The sequence below is a fragment of the Streptomyces sp. NPDC047081 genome (genome assembly GCF_040643775.1).
Taxonomy (GTDB): Bacteria; Actinomycetota; Actinomycetes; order Streptomycetales; family Streptomycetaceae; genus Streptomyces.
Window position 1 is genome coordinate 73,316 of the sequence record NZ_JBEYUY010000032.1, and the last position, 22,965, is coordinate 96,280.

Consider the following 22,965-nt stretch of genomic DNA (forward strand, 5'->3'; position numbering starts at 1 on the left):
GGGGATCAGTGGTGGCCGTGGCCGCTCGTGATCTCCTTGTACTCCTCGACGGTCGGCTTCGGAATCTGGGACTCCTCGCCGTAGTACGCCTCGCTGAGCTTGGCGCGCAGCTTCTCGGCGCCCTTCACCTTGCGCTCCACGCCGTTCTCGTCGACCGTCGGGCCGATCTCGACCGGCTTGTACTGCTCGTGCGCGGTGAGGGTGTGCAGCGCGTCCTGGCTGAGCGGCTCGTGCACCTCGATGAACTCACCGTGCGGCAGGCGCTTGATGATGCCGGACTCGCGACCGTGCAGCACCTTGTCCTTGTCGCGGCGCTGGAGGCCGAGGCAAATCCGCTTGGTGGCGATGAAGACCAGGACCGGCATCACGAAGAAGGCGACACGCACGAACCAGGTGATCGCGTTGATCGACAGGTGGAAGTGGGTGGCCCACAGGTCGTTGCCGCCACCGATCATCAGCACGAAGTACCAGGAGATCCAGGCGGCGCCGAACGCGGTACGCGTCGGGGCGTTGCGCGGACGGTCCAGGATGTGGTGCTCGCGCTTGTCGCCGGTGACCCAGGACTCGATGAAGGGGTAGACCGCGATCGAGACCAGGACCAGCGGGAAGATCACCAGCGGGATGAACACACCCAGGACGAGCGTGTGACCCCACAGGTTGATCTCCCAGCCCGGCATGACACGGATCAGGCCCTCGGAGAAGCCCATGTACCAGTCGGGCTGGGCGCCGGTCGACACCTGGTCCGGGCGGTAGGGGCCCATGGCCCAGATCGGGTTGATCGAGGCGATCGCCGCGATGGCCGTGATGACGCCGAAGACCAGGAAGAAGAAGCCGCCGGCCTTCGCCATGTACACCGGCAGCAGGGGCATGCCGACGACGTTGTTGTTCGTCTTGCCGGGGCCCGCGAACTGCGTGTGCTTGTGGTAGAAGACCAGGATCAGGTGGCCCACCATCAGGCCGAGCATGATGCCCGGCAGCAGCAGGATGTGGACCGAGTAGAACCGGGCCACGAAGTCGCCGCCGGGGAACTCGCCGCCGAAGAGGAACATCGACAGGTACGTGCCGACGATCGGCACGGACAGGATGGCGCCCTCCATGAAGCGGACACCGGTGCCGGAGAGCAGGTCGTCCGGGAGCGAGTAACCAGTGAAGCCGGTGAACATGCCCAGGACGAGCAGCAGGAAGCCGAACAGCCAGTTGACCTCACGCGGCTTGCGGAACGCGCCGGTGAAGAACACGCGCATCATGTGCACGAACATGCCCGCGAGGAAGATCAGCGCGGCCCAGTGGTGGATCTGCCGGATCAGCAGACCACCGCGCACGTCGAAGGAGATGTGCAGGGTCGAGCTGAAGGCCTCGGACATCATCTGGCCCTGCAGCGGGATGTAGCTGCCGTGGTACTCCACCTCGTTCATCGACGGGTGGAAGAACAGCGTCAGGTACACACCCGTGAGGATGAGGATGATGAAGCTGTACATGCACACTTCGCCCAACATGAACGACCAGTGGTCGGGGAAGATCTTGCGCATGTTGGTCTTGGCCAGGGAGTAGATCCCCAGCCGGCCGTCGGCCCAGTCGGCGACGCGCTCGCCGGCCGGCGCTTTGCCGCGCCGGGCCTCGGTGCTGGTGTTGGTGCTCATCCGCGCTCCCAGAATGCAGGACCGACGGGCTCTTCGAAGTCGCCGAGCGCCTCGAGGTAGCCCTGGTCGTTCACGCCGATGCGCAGCTGCGGCAGGGCGTGACCGGCGGGGCCGAAGATCACTCGGGCACCGTCGGAGAGGTCGAAGGTGGACTGGTGGCAGGGGCACAGCACGTGGTGCGTCTGCTGCTCGTAGAGGGAGATCGGGCAACCGACGTGGGTGCAGATCTTCGAGTACGCCACGATGCCCTCGTGCGACCACTCGAGCTCGCGCTTGTCCTTGATGTTGTCCGGCTGCAGCCGGACGATCATCAGGGCCGCCTTGGCGATCTCGGTCTGGAAGTTCTCGTCGTGCTCCTCCAGGCCCTCGGGCTTGGCGAAGGTGAGCGAGCCGACCGCGACGTCGGAGGCGCGCAGCGGCTCGTTGGTGTTCATGTTGACGAGCAGCTTGCCCTTGGACCACAGCGTGTGGCGGAGCTTGGTCCCCGGCAGCGGGCCGAGGTCGCGCAGCAGCATGACGCCGGAGAGCGGGAACAGGGCCAGCGCGCCGAACATCGTGTTGCGGATCAGCTTGCGGCGGCCGAGCGCGGACTCCTTGGCGCCCTGCTTGAAGTCGGCCATGACCTTGGCCTTGACCTCGGGCGAGGCCTCGATCGGGTGCCGCTCGTCGGCGATCTCCTCGTCGGACATCAGGGTGCGGGCCCAGTGGACCGCGCCGGCGCCGATGGCGAACAGCGCGAGGCCCAGGGTGAGGCCCAGCGCGAAGTTCAGCGCGTTGATGTGGCCGATCGGGAAGACGAAGATCGACTTGTCGTGCGGGATCGCCACGTAGGAGGCGATGAAGCCGACCGTGGCGAGCATCGAGACCGTGAACAGCATGGCCACCGTGCGCTCGGACCGCTTGGCAGCCCGCTCGTCGATGTCCTGGATCCGGTGCTCGTGCGGGGGCAGACCCGGATCCGCGAAGGGGTCCTTGTCGTCCGCGACGCTTACCGCGCCGTGCGCGTCCTGCTCAGCGGGCAGGTTCTCTTCTGGAATGTCTTGGCTACTCATGACTTCTTGGCCTTTGCGGTCCGAGCGGCGACCCAGACGGCGACCGCGATCAGCGCGCCGAGTCCGAAGATCCAGGCGAACAGGCCCTCGGAGACCGGGCCGAGACCGCCCAGCTCAAGGCCGCCGGGGCTCTCGGTGTCGTCACCGTTGACCGCGTTCAGGTACGCGATGATGTCCTTCTTGTTCTGCTCCGACAGCGTGGTGTCGGGGAACGACGGCATGTTCTGCGGGCCGGTCTGCATGGCCTCGTAGATGTGCTTCGGGTCGACGCCCTCGAGGCTCGGCGCGAACTTGCCGTGCGTCAGCGCACCGCCCTTGCCGGTGAAGTTGTGGCACTGCGCGCAGTTGGTGCGGAACAGCTCGCCGCCCTTGGCGATGTCGGCACCGTCGGGGCCGTACTGCGCCTTCGTGGGGACGGTCGGGCCGGCGCCCAGCGACGCGATGTACGCGGCCAGCTGGTCGATCTCGGCCTGGCTGTAGATGACCTTCTTGCGCGGGATCTGCGCGCCCGGCTGCTGGGCCGGCATACGGCCGGTGCCGACCTGGAAGTCGACGGCCGCGGAGCCCACGCCGACCAGGCTCGGGCCGTCGGTGGTGCCCTGACCGCCGGTTCCGTGGCACGTAGCGCAGCCTACGGAGTAGAGCTTCTTGCCCTCGTCGATGGCGAGAGACTGGGAGGTTTCATCGGCCTGCGCCTTGCTCGCGGGCGCGAACGCGGCGTACAGCCCCCCAGTGGCCGCCAGCGCGAGGAGTAGGACGACGACCGCCGCCAGCGGATGGCGTCGTCGTGCGGAGAGCTTTTTCACGGATTACCCCGGTGTCAGGATCTTCTGCGTCGATGCTTGTGGGTTGTGCGCCTGCCCGGCGCACGCGGGAACAGGCCCCGGCTACTTGATCAGGTAGATCGTGGCGAAGAGGCCGATCCACACGACATCGACGAAGTGCCAGTAGTAGGACACGACGATGGCCGCGGTCGCCTGCTCGTGGGTGAACCTCTTCGCCGCGTAGGTGCGGCCGAGGACGAACAGGAAGGCGATGAGGCCGCCCGTCACGTGCATGCCGTGGAACCCGGTGGTCAGGTAGAACACCGAGCCGTACGGGTCGGAGGACAGGGAGAGTCCGTCCTTCTTCACCAGCTCCGTGTACTCGAAGATCTGACCGCCGATGAAGATCGCACCCATGATGAAGGTGACGATGAACCAGCCCCGGAGCTTCTTCACGTCCCCGCGCTCGGCCGCGAACACGCCGAGCTGGCAGGTGAGGGAGGAGAGCACCAGGATCGTGGTGTTGGTCGCGGAGAACGGAAGGTTGAGATGGCTCGCCATCTCCTTCCAGTGATCCGGACCGGTCACCGATCGCAGGGTGAAGTACATCGCGAAGAGGGCCGCGAAGAACATCAGCTCGGAACTCAGCCAGATGATGGTTCCGACGCTGGTGAGGTTCGGCCGGTTGACCGACGGGTGCGCGTGCCCGGTTTCTACTGTCGTTGCTGTCGCCACGACCGACATTATGTCGGTCGCTTATCCCGCCCTCACTCCGGGGGGTGCCGTTCGGAGTGTTGCTGCCCGCCATACCGGTGTTGACGTGGTGTTGAACGGAGTAACATCCGCCGCAACAAGCCTTTCCGTACGACGCTGACGTCTCGGAGGAACAATGCAGCCGACCGCCACGGTGCTGGTCTACAGCGACGACTCCAACACTCGCGAGCAGGTTCGGTTGGCCACCGGGCGTCGGCCCGCTCCGGACGTCCCCGTGGTGGAGTTCGTGGAGTGCGCGACGCCCGCCGCCGTCCTCAAGGAGCTGGACAAGGGCGGCATCGACGTCTGTGTCCTGGACGGCGAGGCCGTGCCCATGGGCGGCATGGGCGTGTGCCGGCAGATCAAGGACGAGGTCTTCAACTGCCCGCCGGTGCTGCTGCTGATCGGCCGGCCCCAGGACGCGTGGCTCGCGACCTGGAGCCGTGCGGACGCGGCGGTGACGCACCCGGTGGACCCGGTGGAGTTCGCCTCGGCCCTGGCCTCCCTGCTGCGGCAGAAGCGGCTGCAGCAAAGCGCCTAGACGCTTTCCGGCCTGAGCCTCGCCACCTGGGCGGGGCTCGGGCCGTCCGGGGTGCCGGAGATCAGGGCGCTGCCCGAGCGCCACTTCTTCCAGCCCAGGTTCCAGTCGCCGAAGCCGTTGCCGAAGGTCTCCATGGTGTCGCCGTTGGAGTTGACGACCTTCACGACGTCGCCTTCGTTGATGTGGTCGAAGAACCACTCGGCGTTGGACGTGCTCATGCCGGTGCAGCCGTGGCTGACGTTCTCGTACCCCTGAGAGCCCACCGACCAGGGCGCGGCGTGCACGTACTCGCCGCTCCAGGTGACGCGGGTGGCGTAGTAGACCGGGAGGTCGTACGAGTCCGCGGAACCCTCGGCGATGCCGACCGTGGTGCCGCGCATGCGTACGAAGTACTCCTTGCCCAGCACCACTTTGACGCCGTTGCGGGTCTCGAAGCCGGGCTTGCCGGTGGTGACGGGGATCTCGTTGATCTCCTCGCCGTTCTTGTAGACCGTCATGGAGTGCGACGAGGCGTCGGTGAGGGCGATGACCCGGTCGCCGATGCCGATCTTCAGGGGCTTGGACTTGGCGCCCCACAGCCGGTCGCTGATCTTCACGCCGTCGAGGTTGCTGTGGACCGTGACGGTGGCGTGGGCGGGCCAGTAGTCCTTGGGCCGGTAGTGGAGTTCCTTGTCGTCCACCCAGTGCCAGGCGCCGTCGACGGCGGGCACGGAGTCGACCCTGAGGGCCCGTTCGACGATGGCGCGCTGTGCCTTGTCCTTGACCGGCCGGTCGAGTTCGGCGGTGATGGGCTGGCCGACGCCGTACTTGCCGGACTTGGGCCCGAACGTCACCTTCAGGGTCTTCTTGGTGGTGGGCCTGCTGGTGTCGAAGGCGAGCACCTTGCGGCCGGGCGCCCCGTCCTCGTCCTCGGTGCTCACCCGCAGCGTGTAGTGGGCGTTGGCGGCGAGCGGGGAGGTGCTGTGCCAGCGGGTGCCGTCGGCGTTGAGTTCGCCCGTCACATAGCGTCCTGTGGCGTCCGTGGCGGTGACGTCCGTGATCCGGCCGTCGTCGTCCTCGGCGGTGACTTCCAGGGGCTTGTCCGGGTCGGCCTTCTTCCCGTCGCCGGAGGGGCCGTTGAAGGAGATCTGGTCCGACGCGTCGTACGGCTTGGCGGTCAGCGGGTTGCCGCCGCTGCCGCAAGCGGTGCCGCCCGCGCCGAGGGCGATCACCAGCAGCGTGCAGCTGACGACGGTGCGGGTGCGCGGAGTGTGGTTCATGACCATCACGCTATGGACGTTCGTCAAGGACGGCGCGCGGGGTAACTCGTACGAGCGACCTGTACTGCGGCAAAAGCAGGAGCCCGGACGCTCCTGACGGAGTGTCCGGGCTCCTGTGAGCTCAGTGCGTGCTACTGGGTGCGGTTCTCACCGCGGTAGTACTCGAAGACCCAGCCGTACAGACCGACGAGAATCACCGGCGCCGAGAAGTACAGCAGCCACCAGCCGATCGCGACCGACAGGAAGGCCAGCGCGCCGCCGACGCCGAGGGCGAGCGGCTGCCAGCTGTGCGGGCTGAAGAACCCGACCTCGCCGGCGTCGTCCGCGACGTCGGCCTCCTTGTTGTCCATGGCACCCACGTCGACCCGCCGGGCCGTGAAGCCCAGGTAGAAGCCGATCATGATGCACAGACCGAAGGACAGGAAGAGCGCCGTGGTACCGACCGGCTCCTTCGACCACACGCCATAGACAACCGCCATGGCGAGGACGAAGACGCTCAGCCACATGAACATCTTGCCCTGAACCTTCACTTGCCGGCCTCCTTGCCACCAGCCAGAGCCTTCTCACCGTGAGGCGCGTTCTCGAGCTGGTCGAGAGCGGCGATCTCAGGGTGATGCAGGTCGAACGCCGGGGATTCGCTGCGGATCCGCGGCAGGGTGAGGAAGTTGTGCCGCGGCGGCGGGCAGGACGTCGCCCACTCGAGCGAGCGGCCGTAGCCCCACGGGTCGTCGACGCCGACCGGCTTGCCGTACTTGGCCGTCTTCCACACGTTGTAGAGGAACGGCAGGATCGACAGGCCGAGCAGGAAGGAACCGATCGTGGAGACCGTGTTCAGCGCGGTGAAGCCGTCGGCCGCGAGGTAGTCCGCGTAACGACGCGGCATGCCCTCGGCGCCCAGCCAGTGCTGCACCAGGAACGTGGTGTGGAAGCCGATGAACAGCGTCCAGAAGGTGATCTTGCCCAGCCGCTCGTCGAGCATCTTGCCGGTCATCTTCGGCCACCAGAAGTGGAAGCCGGAGAACATCGCGAACACCACGGTGCCGAAGACCACGTAGTGGAAGTGCGCCACCACGAAGTACGAGTCGGAGACGTGGAAGTCCAGCGGCGGCGAGGCCAGGATGACGCCGGTCAGACCACCGAAGGTGAAGGTGATCAGGAAGCCGGTCGCCCAGAGCATCGGTGTCTCGAAGGACAACGACCCCTTCCACATCGTTCCGATCCAGTTGAAGAACTTCACGCCGGTCGGTACGGCGATGAGGAACGTCATGAAGGAGAAGAACGGCAGGAGCACACCGCCGGTGACGTACATGTGGTGCGCCCACACCGTCACCGAGAGGCCGGCGATCGCGATGGTCGCGCCGATCAGGCCCATGTAGCCGAACATCGGCTTACGGGAGAAGACCGGGATGACCTCGGAGATGATGCCGAAGAACGGCAGCGCGATGATGTACACCTCTGGATGGCCGAAGAACCAGAAGAGGTGCTGCCACAGCAACGCTCCGCCGTTGGCCGAGTCGAAGACGTGTGCCCCGAATTTCCGATCCGCCTCCAGCGCGAACAGCGCGGCGGCGAGGACGGGGAAGGCGAGCAGGACCAGCACCGCGGTCAGCAGCACGTTCCACACGAAGATCGGCATGCGGAACATGGTCATGCCCGGCGCGCGCATGCAGATGATCGTGGTGATGAAGTTGACCGCACCGAGGATGGTGCCGAAGCCGGAGAAGGCCAGACCCATGATCCACATGTCGGCGCCGACGCCCGGCGAGCGGACCGCGTCCGACAGCGGGGAGTAGGCGAACCAGCCGAAGTCGGCCGCACCCTGCGGGGTGAGGAAGCCACCGACGGCGATGGTGGAGCCGAACAGGTAGAGCCAGTAGGCGAACATGTTCAGCCGCGGGAACGCCACGTCGGGGGCGCCGATCTGGAGCGGCATGATCCAGTTCGTGAAGCCGGCGAACAGCGGCGTCGCGAACATCAGCAGCATGATCGTGCCGTGCATCGTGAACGCCTGGTTGAACTGCTCGTTCGACATGATCTGCAGACCGGGCCGGGCGAGCTCGGCGCGCATCAGCAGCGCCATGACGCCGCCGATCAGGAAGAACGCGAAGGACGTGACGAGGTAGAGCGTCCCGATCGTCTTGTGGTCGGTGGTGGTGAGCCACTTGATCACGACGTTGCCGGGCTGCTTGCGCCTGACCGGCAGCTCGTCCGCGTAGTGGGACCCTGCTGCCGCGGCACCCTGGGGTTCGTTGAGGATGCTCACAGGTTGTTCGTCTCCCGGTTCTTCTCGTGGCTCGTCTGCGCGATGCCGGCGGGAACGTAACCGGTCTGCCCCTTCTTGGCGAGGTCCTTGAGGTGCTTCTCGTAGCGGTCCTCGGAGACGACCTTCACGTTGAAGAGCATCCGGGAGTGGTCCGTGCCGCACAGCTCGGCGCACTTGCCAAGGAAGGTGCCCTCCTTGTTGGGCGTCACCTGGAAGGCGTTGGTGTGGCCCGGGATGACGTCCATCTTCATCAGGAACGGCACCACCCAGAAGGAGTGGATGACGTCACGCGAGGTCAGGACGAAGCGGACCGTCTTGCCCTTGGGCAGCCACAGGGTCGGACCCGGGTTGCCGGTCTGCGGGTTCCGCGTGCCGGGCGTGCCGGTGTCGTAGACACCGCCGGCGTTCGCCGGGAACGCGTTCTTGAACCGGTCCGGAATGGCCGCCAGGTTCTTGTCGGTCTTCGCGTCGCCGGTCACGCCCTCGACGGGCGTGATGTAGTTGAAGCCCCAGCTCCACTGGTAGCCCACGACGTTGATGGTGACGTCGGGCTTCTTGTCGGTGAGGCTGAGGAGCTTCGACTCGTCGCGGGCCGTGAAGTAGAAGAGCACGGAGACGATGACGAGCGGAACGACCGTGTACAGCGCCTCGATCGGCATGTTGTACCGCGTCTGCGGAGGAACCTCGACCTTGGTGCGGCTGCGCCGGTGGAAGATCGTGCTCCAGATGATCAGGCCCCACACCAGCACGCCGGTGGCCAGCGCGGCAGCCCAGGAGCCCTGCCACAGGGAGAGGATCCGCGGAGCCTCTTCGGTGGTGGGGGTGGGCATACCAAGGCGGGGGAAGTCCTTGTATGTGCAACCGGTGGCGGTCGCCAGGACCAGGCCCGCGGTCATTGCCTGCAGCAGCTTCCGCCGCATCGGGCGCCGCGGCGAGCGGTCGGAGCCGTTGGGACTCACGTAGCGCCTTCCCGAGAGTCTCGCCCGCGCGGTTCGGCTGCGGCCTGCCTGCTCATCTGGTCGGTCGCCGCCCTGCGTCGGGCAGGGGTTTGGATGTTTATGCGGACCAAACCCTAGCCGACGCCCTCCGGGGGTTCAGCGGGAGGGGTGCCTACTGGGTAGGGGGTTCGCTGAATTGGCGGCTGCCGGTCCGTTGTGGCTGGTCGCGCAGTTCCCCGCGCCCCTAGGGGGTTAGCGTGGCTGCGTGTCATATTTCGACGCTGCTTCCAGTGCTCCTCTCCATCCCGTGGCTCGTCAGGCGCTGTTGGCCTCATTGGATGAAGGGTGGGCCGATCCGTCCCGTCTCTACCGTGAAGGCCGCAAGGCCCGGCTGCTCCTCGACGCTGCTCGGGAGGCTGCTGCCGAGGCTGTCGGGTGCAGAACGGACGAGTTGGTGTTCACCACCTCCGGGACCCGGGCCGTGCACGACGGCATCTCCGGGGCGTTGGCCGGGCGGCGGCGGGTCGGGCATCACCTGATCGTGTCTGCTGTCGAACATTCCTCGGTGCTGCATGCTGCCGATGCGCATGAGTCCGCCGGCGGAACCGTCACCCAGGTGGGTGTGGGCCGAACGGGCGCGGTGGAGGCGGCGGGCTATGCGGGAGCCATCCGGCCGGACACCGCTCTCGCCTGCCTCCAGGCCGCCAATCACGAGGTGGGGACCGTGCAGCCGGTGGGGGCGGTGGGCGAGGTGTGCCGGGCGGCCGGGGTGCCGTTGCTGGTGGACGCGGCGCAGTCGCTGGGGTGGGGGCCGGTGGAGGGTGACTGGTCGTTGTTGACGGCCAGTGCGCACAAGTGGGGCGGGCCGGCGGGGGTCGGGCTGCTCGTCGTACGGAAGGGTGTGCGGTTCGCGTCGCAAGGGCCCGCCGATGAGCGGGAGTCGGGGCGGGCGGCCGGGTTCGAGAACCTGCCGGCCATCGTCGCGGCCGCGGCTTCGCTGCGGGCCGTGCGGGCCGAGGCGGAGCAAGAGGCGGTACGGCTGCGGGAGCTGACGGAGCGGATTCGGGTACGGGTGCCGCGGCTGGTGTCCGACGTGGAGGTGGTCGGGGACGGCGAGCGGCGGCTGCCGGGGATCGTCACCTTCTCGTGTCTCTATGTCGACGGGGAGACTTTGCTGCACGAGCTGGACCGGGAGGGTTTCTCGGTCTCGTCCGGATCGTCCTGCACCAGCAGCACGCTGACGCCGAGCCATGTGCTCAAGGCGATGGGGGTGCTGAGTGAGGGGAATGTGCGGGTTTCGCTGCCGATGGGGACGGCCGAGGCCGATGTCGAGCGGTTCCTGGACGTGCTGCCGGGGGCGGTGGCGGGGGTGCGGGAGAAGTTGGGGGCGCCGGTTCCCGTGACCGTGCGGCAGGAGGACGCGCTCGTCGTGGACGCCCTGGGGAAGCTGTGCCCGCTGCCCGTCATCGAGCTGGCGAAGGTGATCGGGGATGTCCCGGTGGGCGGGACGGTGCGGGTGCTGGCCGACGACGAGGCGGCGCGGCTGGACATTCCGGCGTGGTGCGAGATGCGGGGGCAGGAGTACGTGGGGGAGGAACCGGCGGACCGGGGCTCGGCCTATGTGGTCCGCCGGGTGTCGTGACCCTCCGGGGCGTTACGCCAGGTGCTTCTGGACCTCGGTGGCGGCCTCGTCGCCGTACGCCTTGGTGAAGCGGTCCATGAAGTGGGCGCGGCGCAGCTGGTACTCCTGGGTGCCGACCGTCTCGATGACGAGAGTCGCGAGCATGCAGCCGACCTGGGCCGCGCGCTCCAGCGGGACGCCCCACGCCAGCCCCGACAGGAAGCCCGCGCGGAAGGCGTCGCCGACACCCGTGGGGTCGGCCTTGCGGTCCTCCTCGGGGCAGCCGACCTCGATCGGGTCCTGGCCGTCACGCTCGATACGAACGCCGCGCGCGCCGAGCGTCGTGACGCGGTGGCCGACCTTCGCGAGGATCTCGGCGTCGCTCCAGCCCGTCTTGGACTCGATGAGCCCCTTCTCGTACTCGTTCGAGAAGAGGTACGTGGCGCCCTCCAGCAGTATCCGGATCTCGTCGCCGTTCATCCGGGCGATCTGCTGGGAGAAGTCGGCGGCGAAGGGGATGGAACGGGAGCGGCACTCCTCGGTGTGGCGGAGCATCGCCTCGGGGTCGTCGGCGCCGATCAGGACCAGGTCGAGGCCGCCGACGCGGTCGGCGACGGTCTTCAGCTCGATCTGGCGGGCCTCGCTCATCGCGCCCGTGTAGAAGGAGCCGATCTGGTTGTGGTCGGCGTCGGTGGTGCACACGAAGCGGGCGGTGTGCAGGGTCTCCGAGATGCGGACCGAGTCGGTGTCGACGCCGTGCCGCTCCAGCCAGGCGCGGTACTCGTCGAAGTCGAAGCCGGCGGCGCCGACCAGGATGGGCTCGGTGCCGAGCTGGCCCATGCCGAAGGCGATGTTCGCGCCGACGCCACCGCGGCGGACGTCGAGGTTGTCGACCAGGAAGGAGAGCGAGACCGTGTGCAGCTGGTCCGCGACGAGCTGGTCGGCGAAGCGGCCGGGGAACGTCATGAGGTGGTCGGTGGCGATGGAGCCGGTGACTGCGATGCGCACGGCGAGGACTCTCCTGTGGGGAGACGGATTGACAGTTCACGCTACCCGGTCGTCGCGGGGGGCTGAAGCGGTTGGGGCGGGTGCGGAGGGGTGGGGGCGGGGGACGGAAGCCGTTGGGGCAGGGCGCGGAATCGGCCGTCGCGGCGCGTGGAAGCGGCCAAAACTACCCGATAGTAGATCTTTCTTCGCGGGCGTCGGCGTGCTTACGGTTCCGCTATGACGAACCTGAAGGTCCCTGCTGCGGCCCCGGTCGATCTGGAAGGCGACCTCGCGTCGCTGCGTGGTGACTGCGCCCGGATGGTCCCCCACTGGGCCGCGCCGGACCGGATCACCGCCCGGCCGGTCTCGCCTTCGCTCATCCACGGCGTGACCGTGCCGCCGAGGTCGGCGAGGCTGCTGGACGCGATGTCCGACTACGGCGACTGACGGCGCCGTAACCGCCCGCGACACCGGGCCCCGGCGGCCGGAAAGGCGTCCGTGGCCCGGATCGGCGCGTGCGAGGGAACCGTGCGCTCCCCCGGTGCGTCCCATCGCCGTCCCCCGGAAAGGGGATGCGCGATACGACCCCTATCCGCCCGTTATTGACAGGGCCGGGTCAGGGTCATGGACAGCTGTGCACGTGAAGGAGCGATGCGGTGAACACCGAGCGACCCGACAACGACGCCGCGGGCTCTGCCGAGGAGCGGGGCGACGCCGAGGAGCGGCGCGCCATGGCCGCCGGGACTCCCGGGGGTACGGAGGCCGACGCGGGCGCTCCGGGGCGGGGCGCGGGCGTGGAGGCCGACGAGGGGTCGGGGGCCGCGGGCACGGAGGGTGACGGCGGGGAGGCGACGGACGCCGGCGAGACCGAGGCTGCGGCGGCGGATGAATCCGGGGGCGCGGAGGCCCAGTCCCCGGAGACAGCCGCCGAAGAAGCCCACTCCCCGAAAGCGACCGTCGCCGAAGAGGCCCACTCCCCGGAGGCAGCTGCTCCCGAGAAGGCGGAGTCCCCCGCAACCGCCCCCTCCGAAAACGCCGCGTCCTCGGACGAAGTCCCCGGCCCCCACGAAACCCCCTCCGACACCCCCCGCCCACCCCGCCGCCGCTCCCCCGCTCTCGTCGCCTCCGTTGCCGCTGCCGTGCTGCTCGTTGGTGGCGGTGGGGCGTATCTCGCTGCCTATGCCTCCGGTGGGTCCGGTGGGGGGACGGCCTCCGGGGCGTCCGGCGATGACGGGACTCCGCCGCCGCTCGCGCTCGACGGGTACAGCGGGGGCAACGGGATCGCGCCCGGGGAGCCGAATCCGTACGGCGTGACGTACGAGGCCGACGGCAGTCTTCCCGGTGGGCCCGGGTCCGCGGCCGTGTACCAGGCCTCCGGCGAGGTCACCAAGGACGAGGTCGCGCGGCTCGCGAAGGCGCTGGGGCTGGACGGGACGCCCGTCGCGCGCGGGCAGGCCTGGCAGGTGGGGCCGAGCAAGGACGGGTCCGGACCGAGCCTCGTCGTGAACAAGCAGGCGCCCGGGACCTGGACCTTCCACCGGTACGCCGCCGGCACCGACGCCTGTCAGAGCACGATCGTCTGCCAGAAGGACCCCGCCAACCCCGCGAACGACACCGTCAGCGAGGAGGCCGCCAAGAAGGCCGCCGCGCCGATCCTGAAGGCGGTGGGTCAGGACGACGCGAAGGTCGACGCGAGCCAGATCATGGGCGCCCAGCGGGCGGTCAACGCCGATCCCGTGGTGGGCGGGCTGCCCACGTACGGCTGGACGACCGGGCTGACCGTGAGTGCGCAGGGCGAAGTGGTCGGCGGCAGCGGGCAGTTGAAGGCGCCGGTGAAGGGGGACACGTACCCCGTGCTGGGCGCGAAGAAGACACTGGAGCTGTTGAACTCGGCGCCGACCGTCGACCACCGCATGGGCATCGGCGGTTGCGCCACCCCCGTACCGCTGAAGGACCGTCTGGAAGCGCCGTGCGGTCAGGGGACCTCGGCCGCGACGGCGTCGTCCACGCCGGCGCAGAACACCGTCACCGTCGAGAAGGCCGTGTTCGGGCTGGCCTCGCACACCGTGGGCGGGCGGTCCGCGCTGGTGCCGTCCTGGCTCTTCGAGGTACGGGCGTCGGGCGCGCAGGACCCCTTCACGGTGACGTATCCCGCGATCGACCCGAAGTACCTGGCCTCGAACACGCCCTCAAGTGAGCCCACCACGTCGGCGCCGGCCACCCGGGACATCAAGGTGGACGGCTACGTCGCCGACGGCAACGCGCTGACCGTGACCTTCACGGGCGGGGTCTGCAGCGACTACGACGCGAAGGCGACCGAGGGTTCGGACGAGGTGACCGTGACGGTGACCGAGACGCCCTGGCAGGGCAAGGTCTGCATCATGATCGCCAAGGAGATGACGAAGACCGTGCAGCTGGACGAGCCGCTCGGCGACCGGAAGGTCGTCGGCTCGGACGGCAAGGAGATCCCGCAGGTGAAGCCGGGTGCGCGGCTGCCGAGGACGACGGCCGGGGTGCAGTAGAACCCCCGGACGTGCACGAAGGCGGCGGCCCTGTCGGAGGGGGCCGCCGCCTTCGGCGTACACGAGTGTGAAGCCGTATACGCGTGTGGGGCTTAGCTGAAGCTGTCGCCGCAGGCGCAGGAGCCCGTCGCGTTCGGGTTGTCGATCGTGAAGCCCTGCTTCTCGATGGTGTCCACGAAGTCGATGGACGCGCCACCCAGGTACGGGGCGCTCATGCGGTCGGTGACGACCTTGACGCCGCCGAAGTCCTTGACGACGTCGCCGTCGAGGGAACGCTCGTCGAAGAAGAGCTGGTAGCGCAGGCCGGAGCAGCCGCCGGGCTGTACGGCGACACGCAGGGCCAGGTCGTCACGGCCTTCCTGGTCGAGCAGGGCCTTGACCTTCGCCGCGGCGGCGTCGGACAGGATGATGCCGTCGGTGACGGTGCTGGTCTCGTCCGATACGGACATCTACATCTCTCCCGGGTTGTACGGAGACTGCTTGCCGACTGGTGCAACCGGCAAGGCCGCGGATTCATTCCGGGCCGGACGCTGTTTTTCGGCGCCTTCTTCATGCTCGCACATGCGGTCGCCGTCGGAAAATGCCGCTTCGGGATTCACGTCACATCGACGCAATGACCATCGTCAAAGTGACACGAAGCGGGTTATGATAGATAACGTCAGTTCGACGAAAAGAAAGGGTGCGTGTCGTGACCACCGCCCAGACCCCGGAGCTCGACGTACAGCCGTCTCCGCTCGCCCTGCTGCTGCTCGGCCGTGAGGCCGACCCGAAGAGCGAGCGGGGCGTCGAGTGCCCCGGCGACCTGCCCTCGCCCTCCGACCCGGACCTGGTCGAGCGTGCCCGCGCCGCCAAGGCGAAGCTCGGCGACAAGGTGTTCGTGCTCGGCCACCACTACCAGCGCGACGAGGTCATCCAGTTCGCGGACGTCACGGGTGACTCCTTCAAGCTGGCCCGGGACGCGGCCGCCCGCCCGGAGGCGGAGTACATCGTCTTCTGCGGTGTGCACTTCATGGCCGAGTCCGCCGACATCCTGACCTCGGACGACCAGAAGGTCGTCCTGCCCGACCTCGCCGCCGGCTGCTCGATGGCCGACATGGCGACGGCCGAGCAGGTCGCCGAGTGCTGGGACGTGCTGACCGAGGCCGGCATAGCCGAGCAGGTCGTGCCCGTCTCGTACATGAACTCGTCCGCGGACATCAAGGCGTTCACGGGCAAGCACGGCGGCACGATCTGCACCTCGTCCAACGCCCAGCGGGCCCTGGAGTGGGCCTTCGAGCAGGGCGACAAGGTCCTCTTCCTGCCCGACCAGCACCTCGGCCGCAACACCGCGGTCCGCGACATGGGCATGTCCCTGGAGGACTGCGTCCTCTACAACCCGCACAAGCCGAACGGCGGTCTGACCGCCGAGCAGCTGCGGGACGCGAAGATGATCCTGTGGCGCGGCCACTGCTCGGTGCACGGCCGCTTCTCGCTGGAGTCGGTCGAGGACGTCCGCGCCCGTATCCCCGGGGTGAACGTCCTGGTCCACCCCGAGTGCCGGCACGAGGTCGTGGCCGCGGCGGACTACGTCGGCTCGACGGAGTACATCATCAAGGCGCTGGAGGCGGCCCCGGCCGGTTCCAAGTGGGCCATCGGCACGGAGCTCAATCTCGTACGACGGCTCGCCAACCGTTTCGCGCCGGAGGGCAAGGAGATCGTCTTCCTGGACAAGACGGTCTGCTTCTGCTCGACCATGAACCGCATCGACCTCCCGCACCTGGTCTGGGCGCTGGAGTCGCTGGCCGAGGGCAAGCTCGTCAACCGGATCGAGGTCGACAAGGAGACCGAGGCGTTCGCGAAGCTGGCGCTGGAGCGGATGCTGGCGCTGCCGTAACCCTCGTACGTCCGTCCCCGCTCACGTCCGGTTCGGGTGGGCGGGGTCGAGGCTGAAGAGGGTGCCGTGGGGGGTCATCACGGTCAGCGCGCCCCCGTACAGAAGCACCTTGGGACTGGCCGCGTCGTCCGCGGAGCCCGCGTCGGTCCGGGCGGCCGTCTGCCACAGGAGGGTGCCCTCGCGGGTGTCCAGGGCGGCGACCCGGCCGCTGGGGCTGGCCAGGTAGAGGGTGCGGGTGCGCGAGTCGTACGTCGGGGAGCCGGAGTTCTCCACGCTGGTGCGGGTGTGCCAGAGCTCCTTGCCGGTCAGCGGGGACACCGCCGTCACCAGGCCGTTCGAGCCGGTGATCCACAGGGTGCCGGCCGCGAGCGTCGCCGAGCCGGCGTACGTCTTCGCGAGCTTCGTCGTCACCTGGCCGCCGGTCGTCGGGTCGGTCACGAGGATCCTGCCGAAGGTGGAGTCCTCCAGGGACACCGAGCTGTTCTCGTCCTGGGCCAGGACGAGAGCCGGGTGACCGTCCACGAGGCCGAGCATGCCGCTCTCGAAGGGGACCTGCTGGCGCGCGGCGACCTTGCCGTCGGCGCGGTTCACCTCCAGGAGCGTGGAGTTCTTCGCGCTCGCCTGCACGGGGTAGCACTGGGCGTACAGGCCGCTGCCCGCGGACAGGAACGTGCAGTAGTTGCGTGCGGGCAGTTCCAGGGTCCAGCGGGCCGCGCCGGTACGCGGGTTGCGGGCCGTCACGGTACGGCCGCCGCTGTCGGCGGTCAGTACGACGTCGCCGGACATGACCAGGGCGACGTTTTCGTCGTCGACCTTGCGGGTCCACAGCTGGTTGCCGTCGTCCACGTCGAGGGCGACGACGTGGGCCGGGTTGGTCGCGGAGCCCTCCTCGGCGACCTCCTGCCGGACGAGGACGGCACCGTCGTACACGCCGAGGACCGAGGAGTTGTACCCGGCGGGGTCGTCGCCGGGCGCGGCGAGGGCCGCGCGCCAGATGGTCTTGCCGGTCCGCGCGTCCAGCCGCACCGGCAGCACGCCGTCGCCGCCGCAGTAGACGGAGTCACCCTGGCCGAGGCACTCGGACTGACTGCCCGTAGGCGCCGCGCCCTTCTCGGCGCCCAGCGCGTACACCTCACCCCACTTCGCCTCTTCGAACACCGTCGACTGCCAGGTCTTCCAGCCGCTGGGCAGGGCGGCCCAGCGCGAGATGGACGCGGAGCCCGACCCGCCGCCGTCGCCGTCCGGAAACCCGGGCCCGTAGGTGATGTAGGCCAGCAGCCCGAGCCCCACGGCCCCGACCGTGCCGACGACCGCCCAGAGGGGGCGGACCCGACGGCGGCGGCCCGGACCGGTCGGGGAGGTGCGGTCGGTGGCGTTGCCGGGGAACGTGCGGGGGCTGATGAGCCGGTCCGAGCGGAGTGTCATGGTGACCGGGTCCGCGGGATCCGGCTCGGGCAGGGCGTCCGCGAACTCCTTTGCCAGTACGTCGAGTCCGGGCCGGTCGGCGACGTCCTTGGTGAGGCAGCGCTCGAGGATCCCGCGGAGCGGCTGGGCCACGCCGTCCAGTACGGGTGACTCGTGCACGACCCGGAAAGCGGTCATATAGGGGCTGTCGGCGTCGAACGGGCCGCGCCCGGTGGCCGAGAAGACGAGCAGCGCGCCGAGCGAGAAGACGTCGGAGGCGGGGCCGACGGTACGGGCGTCGGTGAACTGTTCCGGGGACATGAAGGGCGGGGTGCCGATCAACTGCCCTGTCTCGGTGAGGGTGTTGCCGTTGCCGCTCTCGGCGGCGCGGGATATGCCGAAGTCGATGACGCGGGGCCCGTCCTCGGCCATCAGCACGTTGGCCGGCTTGAGGTCGCGGTGGACGACGCCGGCGCGGTGGATGTCCCGCAGGGCCTCGACCAACCCGAGGGCCAGTTGCCGGAGTTGGGCGGGCCGCAGAGCGCCGAACTCGCGTATCTGCTCGGCGAGGGAGCGGCCCGGCACGTACTGGGTGGCCATCCAGGGGCGTTCGGCCTCGGGATCGGCGTCGAGAACGGGCGCGGTAAAGGCACCGCTCACCTTACGGACGGCATCGATCTCCTGCCGGAACCGCGCGCGAAAGACCTGGTCCTCGGCGTACTGGGCATGCACCACCTTGACAGCGACCTCACGCCCGGAGCGAGCCCGCCCCCGGTACACGATCCCCATCCCACCGGCCCCGAGCCGATCGACCAGCCGGTACCCGCCAACCGACTTCGGGTCGTCCTTGTGCAACGGCACGCCCGAATCCCCTCTCTGCACACGGCTGTTCGCGGGGTCAGCATATGTAACGGGGGCGACGGGGGTGGTGGGTGTGCCGAGTGGTGGACAAGGCTCTCGGCTGAGGTGTCAATTCTTTGAACCCTCACCAGCCGGGTTGGAACCAGCCCGGTTGACCTGCGCCTACGCGATCCCGGACAGCGGTGCGGCCCCTGGCTCACTCCACCCTTGGACGTACCAGCCCGGACTCGTACGCGATCACCACCAGCTGGGCCCGGTCGCGTGCGCCCAGCTTGGCCATGGCCCGGTTGACGTGTGTCTTCACGGTCAGCGGGCTGACCTCCAGGCGCTCGGCGATCTCGTCGTTGGAGTGGCCGCCGGCGACCTGGACGAGGACCTCGCGCTCGCGGACGGTGAGCGCTTCGAGGCGTTCGGCGCGGGCGGGATCGCGGTCGTCGTCCGCGTCGCCCTGGGCGAGGAAGCGGGCGATCAGGCCCTTGGTGGCCGTCGGGGAGAGCAGGGCCTCGCCGCCGGCCGCGACCCGGATGGCGTTGAGCAGTTCGTCGGGTTCGCTGCCCTTGCCGAGAAAGCCGGAGGCGCCGGCCCGCAGGGACTGCACGACGTAGTCGTCGACCTCGAAGGTGGTGAGGATGACGATGCGGACGTGGGCGAGGCTGGGGTCGGTGCTGATCATGCGGGTGGCGGCGAGGCCGTCGGTGCCGGGCATCCGGATGTCCATGAGGACGACGTCGGCCCGCTCCTGCTTGGCGAGGCGTACGGCCTCGGCGCCGTCGGAGGCCTCGCCCACCACCTCCATGTCGGGCTCGGAGTCCACGAGGACGCGGAAGGCGCTGCGCAGCAGGGCCTGGTCGTCGGCGAGCAGGACACGGATGGTCATGCGCTTCCCCCGGTGGTGGCCGTACGGGTCTTGACCGGCAGGATCGCATGCACGCGGAAGCCGCCGCCGTAGCGGGGGCCGGTGGTGAGGGTGCCGCGCAGGGCGGTGACGCGTTCGCGCATGCCGAGCAGGCCGTGGCCGCCGCCGTTCTCGGGGTCGTCGTCCTCGCCGGAACCGTTGTCGAGGACGGTGATCTCGACGTTCGGGCCGACGCGTACGACGCTGACCTCGGCCTTCGCCTCCATGCCGGCGTGCTTCTGGACGTTGGTGAGGGCTTCCTGGATGACGCGGTAGGCGGCGAGGTCGACGGCGGCGGGGAGGGTGGTGCCGTGGTCGGCGCGGGCGACCTCGACGTGCAGGCCGGCGCTGCGGAAGGTGCCGACGAGTTCGTCGAGGCGGCTGAGGCCGGGGGCGGGTTCGGTGGGCGCCTCGGGGTCGCCGGACTGTCTCAACAGGCCGACGGTGGCGCGGAGTTCGTTGAGCGCGGAGCGGCTGGCCTCGCGGACGTGGGCGAGGGCTTCCTTGGCCTGGTCGGGGCGCTTGTCCATGACGTGGGCGGCGACACCGGCCTGGACGTTCACGAGCGCGATGTGGTGGGCCACGACGTCGTGCAGGTCGCGAGCGATACGGAGGCGCTCTTCTGCGACCCGGCGCCGTGCCTCCTCCTCGCGGGTGCGCTCGGCTCGTTCGGCCCGCTCGCGGATGGCTTGTACGACGGCTCTACGGCTGCGTACGGCGTCGCCCGCGGTGGCGCCGATGCCGGTCCAGGCGAAGATCGCGAGGTTCTCCTGGGCGTACCACGGGAGGGGGCCGCCGAGCATCGCGGCGCCGGTCAGCACGGTCATCGTGAGCAGGCCGAGGCGCCAGGTGGTGGGGCGGTCGGTGGTGGCGGCGACGGTGAAGAGGGCGACGACTGCGGACATGGCGACGGGGGCGCGGGGGTCGCCTACGACGCACTCGACGGCGGAGACGGTGCCGGTGAGGGCCAGGACGGTTCTGGGGGCGCGGCGGCGGAAGACCAGGGCGAGGGCGCCGAGGGTCATGAGGACCAGGGCGAGGGGGTCGGGGGTGCGGACGCCCCAGGTGACGCCGTTCGCGCCGTGCGGGTCGACGAACGAGCCGGCCACCATGCAGGCGAGTACGCCGGCCGCGAGGGTTGCGTCCAGGGCGAGGGGGTGCGCCTTCAGGCGACATCTGGTGCGTTCTAGGGTGCCGCTCACGTTTGAACAGTACGGGGCGGTGATGTGCGCCGGAACTGCCGGTAGCGGTACCGCGCCGTGCCGGGAGCGGTACCGCGCCGTGCCGTAACATGCCGCGCCGCCCCTGGGGGCTGCCGCCCCCAGACCCCCGCATCGGCCCTGAACGGGCCTCGTCCTCAAACGCCGGACGGGCTGAATGTGCCTGACCGACGCTGAAAGTACCGACCGGCACGATAAAGAGGCCGTCGCCGGATGGGTGGGGCTCGGTGCTCGGAGAAGCCGGCGCCCATGCCACCCCGGCGGCCTCCAAAAACTCCCGGCGGCCTCCAAAAGCTCCCCGCGGACCCCAACCGCCCCGTCAGCCCGGGATCAAGCCGTCGTCGCTGAGTAGGTCGCGGACCTGCTGGAGGGTCGCGTCCGGGGACGGGAGGATCAGGTCGGAGGGTTGGAGGGAGTCGTCCGGGAGGGGGGTGCCCAGTTCGCGGACCTTGGACAGGAGGGCTTCCAGGGTGCGGCGGAAGCCGGGGCCGTCGCCGTTCTCCATCTCGCGCAGGAGCTCGTCGTCCAGCTTGTTGAGTTCGGTGAGGTGGCTGTCCGCCAGCCTCACCTGCCCCTCCCCCATGATCCGTACGACCATGTCGCCCATGTCGGCCTCCCGGTCCGGGCCCCTACTGCTTGTCGAAGCGCGGGGTGTCCTGCGGCTGCTGCTGGGACTGGGACTCGCCGCTGCCGCCCTCGATCGCCTGCTGGGGCGAACCGCCGGCCAGCTCCGCCTTCATCCGCTGCAGTTCCAGCTCTACATCCGTACCACCGGAGAGCCGGTCCAGCTCGGCCTGGATGTCGTCCTTGTGCATGCCGGACTGGTCGTCCAGGGCACCGGACGCGAGGAGCTCGTCGATGGCGCCGGCACGGGCCTGGAGCTGGGCGGTCTTGTCCTCGGCACGCTGGATCGCCAGGCCCACGTCGCCCATCTCCTCCGAGATGCCGGAGAAGGCCTCGCCGATCCGGGTCTGGGCCTGGGCCGCGGTGTACGTGGCCTTGATGGTCTCCTTCTTGGTGCGGAAGGCGTCGACCTTTGCCTGGAGCCGCTGGGCCGCGAGGGTGAGCTTCTCCTCCTCGCCCTGCAGCGTCGCGTGCTGGGTCTCCAGGTCCGTCACCTGCTGCTGGAGCGCCGCGCGCCGGGAGAGCGCCTCGCGGGCCAGGTCCTCACGGCCCAGCGCGAGCGCCTTGCGGCCCTGGTCCTCCAGCTTGCCCGACTGCTGCTGCAGCTGGTTGAGCTGGAGCTCCAGGCGCTTGCGGGACGTGGCGACGTCCGCCACACCCCGGCGCACCTTCTGAAGCAGCTCCAGCTGCTTCTGGTACGAGTAATCGAGGGTCTCGCGCGGGTCCTCGGCCCGGTCAAGGGCCTTGTTCGCCTTCGCGCGGAAGATCATCCCCATACGCTTCATGACACCGCTCATGGGCTTCGCGCGCCCCCTTCTGACGGACTTCCAGCTCCAGCTCTGCGACAGAACCCACAGTACGGGCCCTGCATCCATTGACGCACTGTTCCGGGACGGATGCGCTCATCCCCAAGGACGACTGCACCCGGTCCCGCTCCGGCGTAGGGAGTAGGTGTCCCCCCGACGTAGCCGGATCGTGCGCAACGCCCCCTCTGTCCCTTACATGACGACTGGTGTTGCCGGATCGTTCCCCACGGGGCTGGGGTCCAACCCCCGGACCCCTTACCCTTGGGTTTTGTGTTCCGTAGCCGTGCCAAGGAAGAGAAGGCCCCCGCCGACAAGGCGGGCGTGACCGACTCCAAGCAGACCCGTGACCCGCAGGCCCCGAAGGGCCGCCCCACGCCCAAGCGCAGTGAGGCCCAGACCCAGCGCCGCAGCGTCGCCAGCACGTCGCTGACGCGCAAGGACGCCGCCAAGCGTCAGCGCGAGGAGCGCCGGGCGGCGCTCGAGCGGCAGCGCCAGGCGCTGGCCGGCGGCGACGAGCGGTATCTGCCCGCCCGCGACAAGGGGCCGGTGCGGAAGTTCGCCCGCGACTGGATCGACTCGCGGTTCAACGTGGCGGAGTTCTTCCTGCCGATGGCCGTGATCATCCTCGTGCTGAGCGTGGTGCGGGTGGCGGCGCTGCAGAACATCGCGCTGCTGCTGTGGCTGGTCGTGATCGTGCTGATCGTGGTGGACGCGTTCGTCAGCGCGTTCCGCCTGCGCAAGGCGCTCGCCGCGCGCTTCCCCGGCCAGAACACCAAGGGCGCCACGCGCTACGCCCTGATGCGCTCCCTCCAGATGCGCCGGCTCCGGCTGCCGAAGCCGCAGGTCAAGCGCGGAGAGCGGCCCTGAGCACGACGTCGTTCTCCGGGGGCGCGGCGGAATCCTGGCTGGCCGGGCTGGGCGGGCTGCGTAACGCCGTACGGC

20 protein-coding genes and 1 pseudogene are annotated in these 22,965 nt (G+C 69.1%); 6 read left to right on the top strand and 15 right to left on the bottom strand.

What is annotated here, in order from left to right; genetic code table 11:
• Positions 1–5: 5 nt before the first annotated feature.
• From ABZ848_RS40940 to ABZ848_RS40955, 4 genes are all read right to left on the bottom strand, one after another.
• Positions 6–1,640 carry a cytochrome bc complex cytochrome b subunit gene (locus ABZ848_RS40940; RefSeq protein ID WP_360840305.1) on the bottom strand — a complete coding sequence of 545 codons (1,635 nt, stop codon included), beginning with the start codon at positions 1,638–1,640 and terminating at the stop codon, positions 6–8.
• On the bottom strand, positions 1,637–2,692 hold the full coding sequence (locus tag ABZ848_RS40945; RefSeq protein WP_360840306.1) for a Rieske 2Fe-2S domain-containing protein: 1,056 nt from the start codon (positions 2,690–2,692) through the stop codon (positions 1,637–1,639). The genes ABZ848_RS40940 and ABZ848_RS40945 overlap by 4 nt, the downstream gene beginning before the upstream one ends.
• Entirely contained in the window at positions 2,689–3,498 is an 810-nt protein-coding gene (locus ABZ848_RS40950; protein ID WP_360840308.1) for a c-type cytochrome, read from the bottom strand. Before ABZ848_RS40950 ends, ABZ848_RS40945 begins: the two co-directional genes overlap by 4 nt.
• An 81-nt stretch (positions 3,499–3,579) precedes the next feature.
• The gene (locus tag ABZ848_RS40955) at positions 3,580–4,200 is read right to left on the bottom strand and encodes a heme-copper oxidase subunit III (protein WP_360840310.1); all 621 of its coding nucleotides are present in this window, start codon (positions 4,198–4,200) and stop codon (positions 3,580–3,582) included.
• Positions 4,201–4,345: 145 nt separating this feature from the next.
• Here ABZ848_RS40955 and ABZ848_RS40960 point away from each other — a divergent pair, with 145 nt between their 5' ends.
• The gene (locus ABZ848_RS40960) at positions 4,346–4,750 is read left to right on the top strand and encodes a hypothetical protein (RefSeq protein ID WP_360840311.1); all 405 of its coding nucleotides are present in this window, start codon (positions 4,346–4,348) and stop codon (positions 4,748–4,750) included.
• On the opposite strand, the gene ABZ848_RS40965 is transcribed toward ABZ848_RS40960, so the two are convergent.
• From ABZ848_RS40965 to coxB, 4 genes are all read right to left on the bottom strand, one after another.
• Positions 4,747–6,009 (bottom strand): Ig-like domain-containing protein, encoded by a 1,263-nt coding sequence (locus tag ABZ848_RS40965; RefSeq protein ID WP_360840313.1) that lies wholly within the window; start codon positions 6,007–6,009, stop codon positions 4,747–4,749. The two genes, ABZ848_RS40960 and ABZ848_RS40965, sit on opposite strands and share 4 nt — an antisense overlap.
• Positions 6,010–6,140: 131 nt before the next feature.
• Positions 6,141–6,539: a cytochrome c oxidase subunit 4 gene (locus ABZ848_RS40970; RefSeq protein ID WP_360840314.1), complete on the bottom strand. Its 399-nt coding sequence runs from the start codon at positions 6,537–6,539 to the stop codon at positions 6,141–6,143.
• Positions 6,536–8,272 (bottom strand): cytochrome c oxidase subunit I, encoded by a 1,737-nt coding sequence (gene ctaD / locus ABZ848_RS40975; RefSeq protein ID WP_242760868.1) that lies wholly within the window; start codon positions 8,270–8,272, stop codon positions 6,536–6,538. The genes ABZ848_RS40970 and ctaD overlap by 4 nt, the downstream gene beginning before the upstream one ends.
• Positions 8,269–9,231, bottom strand: a complete 963-nt coding sequence (gene coxB / locus ABZ848_RS40980; protein WP_360840316.1) for a cytochrome c oxidase subunit II — start codon at positions 9,229–9,231, stop codon at positions 8,269–8,271. Before coxB ends, ctaD begins: the two co-directional genes overlap by 4 nt.
• A gap of 244 nt (positions 9,232–9,475) precedes the next feature.
• Between coxB and ABZ848_RS40985 the strand changes: the two genes are divergently transcribed.
• Positions 9,476–10,852: an aminotransferase class V-fold PLP-dependent enzyme gene (locus ABZ848_RS40985; protein ID WP_360840317.1), complete on the top strand. Its 1,377-nt coding sequence runs from the start codon at positions 9,476–9,478 to the stop codon at positions 10,850–10,852.
• Between the two features lie 12 nt (positions 10,853–10,864).
• Here the strand turns inward: ABZ848_RS40985 and ABZ848_RS40990 are convergent, their stop codons facing one another.
• Positions 10,865–11,839: a carbohydrate kinase family protein gene (locus ABZ848_RS40990; RefSeq protein WP_360840319.1), complete on the bottom strand. Its 975-nt coding sequence runs from the start codon at positions 11,837–11,839 to the stop codon at positions 10,865–10,867.
• Between the two features lie 216 nt (positions 11,840–12,055).
• Between ABZ848_RS40990 and ABZ848_RS40995 the strand changes: the two genes are divergently transcribed.
• Positions 12,056–12,265 (top strand): hypothetical protein, encoded by a 210-nt coding sequence (locus ABZ848_RS40995; protein WP_360840320.1) that lies wholly within the window; start codon positions 12,056–12,058, stop codon positions 12,263–12,265.
• A 209-nt stretch (positions 12,266–12,474) separates the two neighbouring features.
• Entirely contained in the window at positions 12,475–14,340 is a 1,866-nt protein-coding gene (locus ABZ848_RS41000; RefSeq protein ID WP_360840321.1) for a hypothetical protein, read from the top strand.
• Positions 14,341–14,432: 92 nt separating this feature from the next.
• Here the strand turns inward: ABZ848_RS41000 and ABZ848_RS41005 are convergent, their stop codons facing one another.
• A complete protein-coding gene (locus ABZ848_RS41005; RefSeq protein WP_030582488.1) occupies positions 14,433–14,789 on the bottom strand; it encodes an iron-sulfur cluster assembly accessory protein in 357 nt (118 codons plus the stop codon).
• 239 nt (positions 14,790–15,028) lie between these two features.
• Between ABZ848_RS41005 and nadA the strand changes: the two genes are divergently transcribed.
• Positions 15,029–16,213 carry a quinolinate synthase NadA gene (nadA, locus tag ABZ848_RS41010; protein WP_360840322.1) on the top strand — a complete coding sequence of 395 codons (1,185 nt, stop codon included), beginning with the start codon at positions 15,029–15,031 and terminating at the stop codon, positions 16,211–16,213.
• A 21-nt stretch (positions 16,214–16,234) separates the two neighbouring features.
• On the opposite strand, the gene ABZ848_RS41015 is transcribed toward nadA, so the two are convergent.
• The 5 genes from ABZ848_RS41015 to ABZ848_RS41035 all read right to left on the bottom strand — a co-directional run bounded on the left by ABZ848_RS41015 (position 16,235) and on the right by ABZ848_RS41035 (position 22,002).
• Positions 16,235–18,478, bottom strand: coding sequence for a serine/threonine-protein kinase (locus tag ABZ848_RS41015; protein WP_360840324.1), 2,244 nt, complete (start codon positions 18,476–18,478; stop codon positions 16,235–16,237).
• Positions 18,479–18,674: 196 nt separating this feature from the next.
• Positions 18,675–19,355 (bottom strand): response regulator transcription factor, encoded by a 681-nt coding sequence (locus tag ABZ848_RS41020; RefSeq protein ID WP_360840326.1) that lies wholly within the window; start codon positions 19,353–19,355, stop codon positions 18,675–18,677.
• Positions 19,352–20,575 (bottom strand): sensor histidine kinase, encoded by a 1,224-nt coding sequence (locus tag ABZ848_RS41025; RefSeq protein ID WP_360840327.1) that lies wholly within the window; start codon positions 20,573–20,575, stop codon positions 19,352–19,354. Before ABZ848_RS41025 ends, ABZ848_RS41020 begins: the two co-directional genes overlap by 4 nt.
• Before the next feature lie 337 nt (positions 20,576–20,912).
• Positions 20,913–21,191: a hypothetical protein gene (locus tag ABZ848_RS41030; RefSeq protein WP_360840364.1), complete on the bottom strand. Its 279-nt coding sequence runs from the start codon at positions 21,189–21,191 to the stop codon at positions 20,913–20,915.
• Between the two features lie 31 nt (positions 21,192–21,222).
• Complete coding sequence (locus tag ABZ848_RS41035; protein ID WP_360840329.1) at positions 21,223–22,002, bottom strand: PspA/IM30 family protein; 780 nt, start codon at positions 22,000–22,002, stop codon at positions 21,223–21,225.
• A 217-nt stretch (positions 22,003–22,219) separates the two neighbouring features.
• Between ABZ848_RS41035 and ABZ848_RS41040 the strand changes: the two are divergent.
• Positions 22,220–22,890: pseudogene (locus ABZ848_RS41040) on the top strand (DUF3043 domain-containing protein).
• Positions 22,891–22,965: the final 75 nt, after the last annotated feature.